Origin of the sequence: Allorhizocola rhizosphaerae (assembly GCF_003426775.1) — a bacterium.
GTDB classification, from domain to species: domain Bacteria; phylum Actinomycetota; class Actinomycetes; order Mycobacteriales; family Micromonosporaceae; genus Allorhizocola; species Allorhizocola rhizosphaerae.
Genome location: NZ_QJUG01000371.1, coordinates 1 through 4,805, shown reverse-complemented (window position 1 = coordinate 4,805; position 4,805 = coordinate 1). Strand labels below are relative to the sequence as shown.

Annotated in this window: 6 protein-coding genes; 4 read left to right on the top strand and 2 right to left on the bottom strand. The window is 68.4% G+C overall.

What is annotated here, in order from left to right; all coding sequences use genetic code 11:
• On the bottom strand, positions 1-693 hold a 693-nt coding region (locus DM816_RS40210; RefSeq protein WP_170318933.1), incomplete at its 3' end, for a VOC family protein.
• A 93-nt stretch (positions 694-786) separates the two neighbouring features.
• On the opposite strand from DM816_RS40210, the gene DM816_RS40205 reads away from it, so the two are divergent.
• Genes DM816_RS40205 through DM816_RS43315 form a run of 4 tightly spaced genes read left to right on the top strand, consistent with a single transcriptional unit; the run spans position 787 to position 4,407 of the window.
• Positions 787-1,296 carry an Lrp/AsnC family transcriptional regulator gene (locus DM816_RS40205; RefSeq protein WP_425455340.1) on the top strand — a complete coding sequence of 170 codons (510 nt, stop codon included), beginning with the start codon at positions 787-789 and terminating at the stop codon, positions 1,294-1,296.
• Between the two features lie 15 nt (positions 1,297-1,311).
• Positions 1,312-2,601 (top strand): PQQ-binding-like beta-propeller repeat protein, encoded by a 1,290-nt coding sequence (locus tag DM816_RS40200; protein ID WP_162908349.1) that lies wholly within the window; start codon positions 1,312-1,314, stop codon positions 2,599-2,601.
• Complete coding sequence (locus tag DM816_RS40195) at positions 2,594-4,252, top strand: fumarate hydratase (RefSeq protein ID WP_117215702.1); 1,659 nt, start codon at positions 2,594-2,596, stop codon at positions 4,250-4,252. The genes DM816_RS40200 and DM816_RS40195 overlap by 8 nt, the downstream gene beginning before the upstream one ends.
• 11 nt (positions 4,253-4,263) lie before the next feature.
• Complete coding sequence (locus tag DM816_RS43315) at positions 4,264-4,407, top strand: hypothetical protein (RefSeq protein WP_162908348.1); 144 nt, start codon at positions 4,264-4,266, stop codon at positions 4,405-4,407.
• Positions 4,408-4,410: 3 nt separating this feature from the next.
• Here the strand turns inward: DM816_RS43315 and DM816_RS40190 are convergent.
• Positions 4,411-4,805 (bottom strand): IclR family transcriptional regulator domain-containing protein (locus tag DM816_RS40190; RefSeq protein ID WP_425455339.1); only part of this gene is annotated, 395 nt, incomplete at its 5' end.

The following is a 4,805-nucleotide window of genomic DNA, read 5'->3' as shown; positions in this document are numbered from 1 at the left end:
CGTGCCGTTGGCGACCACCTTGCTCATCAGCGCCGAGTACTCCGTGGCGATGTCGTCGCCGATGAACTCGGCCATGTTGGTGAAGCCCATGACGCGGTGGTAGAACTCCACCCACTCGTCCATCCTGCCGAGCTCCACGTTGCCCACGACGTGGTCGATGGCCTGGAAGAAGCGGCGGTCGGGCCGGCGCACGATCGGCGCGGCCTTGACGAAACCGGGCATGAACGGGCCGTCGTATTCGAGGCGCTCGACGAGCGTGTGGCGGGTCTCGCCGTAGGTCGCGACGGCTGCGACCCGGACCGTGCCGTGCTCGTCCTTCTCGACGGTCGGCTCCTGCAGGCCACGAGCGCCGTGGGCGACGGCGTAGTCGTAAGCGGCGTGCACGTCCGGTACCTCGAGTGCGATCTCGGTGACGCCGTCTCCGTGCCGCGCATGGTGGTCGGCTCCGGGTGCGTCGGCATGCACGGCTCCGCGCAGCACGAAGCGGGCCGAGCCCGACGTGAGGACGTATTCGGCGTAGTCGCGGTGGCCCTGCTCGGGCCCGCGGTAGGCGACCAGCGTCATGCCGAACGCGGTCGAGTAGTAGTGCGCCGCCTGCTTGGCGTTGCCGACCAGGAAGGCCACGTAATCGATGCCCTTCACCGGGAACGGATCATGTGTCTGAGCAGCTTGAGCTTCAGCAACAGCGGTCATAAGGTGATGGTGCTCACGGCGGGCCGAGTTGTGCAAATGCGCCCCTGGAGGCTGGGCATAGTGCGCAAGATTGTGCCAAGATTCGGGCAGGAGGTGGGCAGATTGACCAATGCTTTGGACGAGCTCGATGCAAAGCTGATCGAGCTGCTCGCGGCCGAGCCGCGGATCGGTGTGCTGGAGCTGTCGCGCCGGTTGCGGGTGGCGCGGGGCACGGTTCAGGCGCGCCTCGACCGGCTCATGGTGCGTGGGGTGATCACCGGGTTCGGGCCGGAGCTCGACCCATCGGCGATCGGCTATGGCGTGACCGCGTTCGTGACCCTGGAGATCCGCCAGCACGAGGGGCACGACATCGTGGGTGTGCACCTGGCGTCGATCCCCGAGGTGCTGGAGGCGCACACGATCACCGGGCCGGGCGACATCCTGTGCCGGATCGTGGCCCGGTCCAATGCGGACCTGCAGCGGGTGATCGATGAGATCGTGGCGTACCAGGGCATCCTTCGAGCGTCCACTTTGATCGCACTTGCGGAACAAGTCCGATATCGCACGATTCCTTTGGTGCGCAAGGCTTCCCGGCTCCAAACGCCCGGCGAAGCGGCCTTTTGACGCTATCCTCGGCGGATGGCTCAGAGAAGGGTCAGCATGGGCTGGCTCGGCTGGATCATCGCCGTGGCCTCGGCGATGACCCTTCTGGTGAGCACCGGTCTCTGGAATCCCTTCCCCGGGCTTTGGGAATGGGTCAACGCCGAGCGCCCACTGTCCGAACCGGAGAGTCTGTGGCAGGTGCGGCTCGACAGGGTACCCAAAAATATTTATGTCCTTGAAAAACACCTCGTCCTTGAGCATGGCGAATCGGTGGAGGTGCGCGGCCGCTCGACCGGGCGGCAGGCGTGGAAGACGGCCGCCGACTGGGCCGCGACCGCCGGCGGATATGTGGTGAGCGGCAAGCTGCTGGTCAAGGGTTACGAGGTGCGCGACCCGGCGACCGGCGCGGTGGTGCGCAAGGACGAGAAGGCCGCGGCGGTGTGGACGTTCGCCGACGCGATGATCGACGTGTCCTGCCGGACCTCGAAGGACTGCGAGCTGATCGCCCGGGTGCCCGACAGCGGCAAGGAAAAGTGGCGGGTCCTGTTGCCCGGCATCGGGTTCGTGCTGTTCGCCGACAACCCGGGCCTGACAGGGGCGGGGCCGCTGGGGATGCAGGCGTCGCAGGCGCCGATGCCGCGACTGCTGGGCTTCCCGATCGACAACCGGGTGCACGTGGTGGACACCAACAGCGGCAAGGCCCTGCCGGTGGTCGAGCCGGCGGAGCACACGGCCGTGAACGTGTTCGGCGGGCGGGTCATCCACAGCACCGCGACACCGCGCAACGGCCGGTGCATCCTGAGCGTGGTCGGGCGGCAGGGCCACAGCGGCAACGAAGTCTGGCGGCGCGACGGTTACAGCATTCACGAGCTGGGCGGGGCCGGATGCCAGCTGCGCGGCGAACCGGTCGCGGGTGGCAACGCGATCGTGGCGATCCGGCCCGACGGGCGGCAGGCGCTGCTCGACGCGGGCGACGGGCGCGAGGTGCTGGTCGTGGGCGACGACGAGAAGGTGCTCGCGACCGACGGGGTCCACGCCGTCACACGCAAGGGCTCGCAACTGGTCGGCTACCGGTTGGGGCGGGCCGGTCCGCTGTGGGAACGCGAGGCGCACAAATCGGCGGAGGTCGTGATCACGCGCGGGGTGGTGATCGTCTCCGACCGCTCACCCAACCGGGTCGTCATCGTCGACCCGGCGACCGGAAACGAGCGAGGTCAGGTGCGCAGCAGCGGGCGCGTCGTGGCGTTCGACACCGTGGGCTTCCTCCTAGCGGACAGGAGAGAGCTCGGCTATTTGGAGTTCAGTACTCTTTCTCAACGTGACTGACTTCTCCTATTCACCGTTGCTCCCCCTGGGCGCAGACACCACCGACTATCGCCTGGTCACCGACGAGGGCGTCGACGTGGTGAGTGGACCGGGTGGAAGGCAGTTCCTGACGGTCGAGCCGGACGTGCTCACCCAGCTGACCGCGGAGGCGATGCACGACATCGCCCACTTCCTGCGGCCGGCGCACCTGGCCCAGCTGCGCTCGATCATCGACGATCCGCTGTCGTCGCCCAACGATCGGTTTGTCGCGCTGGACCTGCTGCGCAACGCGAACATCGCGGCCGGGGGGGTGCTGCCCATGTGCCAGGACACGGGCACGGCCATTGTGATGGGCAAGCGAGGGCGGCACGTGCTGACGGACGGGCGCGACGAGCAGGCCATCGCTCGCGGGGTCTTCGACGCGTACACAAATTTGAATTTGCGGTATTCGCAGCTCGCCCCGATCACGACGTGGGAGGAGCGCAACACCGGCACCAACCTGCCCGCGCAGATCGAGCTCTACGCGGAGGACCCGGACGGGCATTCGGACGCGTACAAGTTCCTGTTCATGGCCAAGGGCGGCGGCAGCGCCAACAAGTCATATCTGTACCAGGAAACCAAGGCCCTGCTGAACCCCGCGGCCTTCATGCGGTTCCTGGATGAGAAATTGCGATTGATCGGTACCAGTGCCTGCCCGCCGTATCACCTGGCTGTGGTGATCGGGGGAACGTCGGCGGAGCACGCGCTGAAGACCGCCAAGCTGGCCTCGGCCAAATATCTGGACAACCTGCCGACGTCGGGTTCGCTTCTGGCGCACGGATTTCGGGATCTTCAGCTGGAGGCCGAGGTCCTGGAGCTGACGCGGGGGTTCGGGATCGGGGCGCAGTTCGGCGGGCGGTACTTCTGCCATGACGTGCGGGTGATCCGGCTCCCGCGGCATGGGGCGTCGTGCCCGGTGGCGATCGCGGTGTCGTGCTCGGCGGACCGGCAGGCGCTGGCGAAGATCACACCGTCGGGGGTGTGGCTGGAGAAGCTGGAGACCGACCCGGCGCGGTTCCTGCCCGACGTCTCACTGGAGGATGGCGAGGTCGTGCAGGTGGATTTGAACCGGCCGATGACGCTCATCCGGGAGGAGCTTTCCCGCTATCCGGTGAAGACCCGGCTGTCGCTTAGCGGGCCGCTGGTCGTGGCGCGCGACATCGCACACGCGAAGATCGCCGCGCGGTTGGACGCGGGCGAGGCGATGCCTTCGTACCTGCGCGACCACGCGGTTTACTACGCGGGGCCGGCGAAGACGCCCGAGGGGTACGCGTCGGGATCGTTCGGGCCCACGACGGCCGGGCGCATGGACGCGTATGTGGAGAAGTTCCAGGCCGCGGGCGGATCGCTGGTCATGCTGGCCAAAGGCAACCGCAGCAAGCAGGTCACGGATGCGTGCGCCCGGTACGGCGGGTTCTACCTAGGCTCGATCGGCGGGCCGGCGGCGCGGCTGGCGCAGGACTGCATCCGCAAGGTCGAGGTCCTCGAATACCCGGAGCTCGGCATGGAGGCCGTGTGGCGGATCGAGGTCGAGGACTTCCCCGCGTTCATCGTGGTCGACGACAAGGGCAACGACTTCTTCGCCGAGACCTCCAAACCGGTGCTGACGATAGGCTCGCCGGCCCGGGGTTGAGGACGGGCGGCGTGATCGCCGCGGAGGACCTGCCACCGCAGAAGGCACGGCTGCTCCTGCTGCTCGCGCTGGCACGGTCCGAGAGCCCCGCACAGGTCCCGCAATGGCTCCAGCGCCACGGCGTGCCGGAGTTCACGCCGGGCGCGCTGGACTGACGATCAGGCCAGCGCGCGGGCTATCACTGCCGCGGTCTGCTGGACGAGCGGGCCGACGGTGGGCTCGTCCAATGGGGACAGTGAGACGACGCCGACGCTCGCGGTCAGGTCGGGCACGCCGAGCACGGGGGCGGCCAGGCCGTGGGCGCCCGGCTGCAGCTCGCCCGCGCTGGTCACCCAACCGTCGCGAATGGACAGCGCCCGCCCGGCCGCGCCCTTGTCGACGGGGTGGCGGGAGCCGACGCGATATGCCACGTGAAACATGGTCGCGCTCGGCTCAACCACGGCGACCGCCACCGCGTCCGTCCCGTCGGCGATCGTCAGGTGGGCGGTCGCGCCCACGCGGTCGGCCAGGCGGCGCAGGGCGGGCAGGGCGGCGTCGGCGAGCAGGGGCTGGG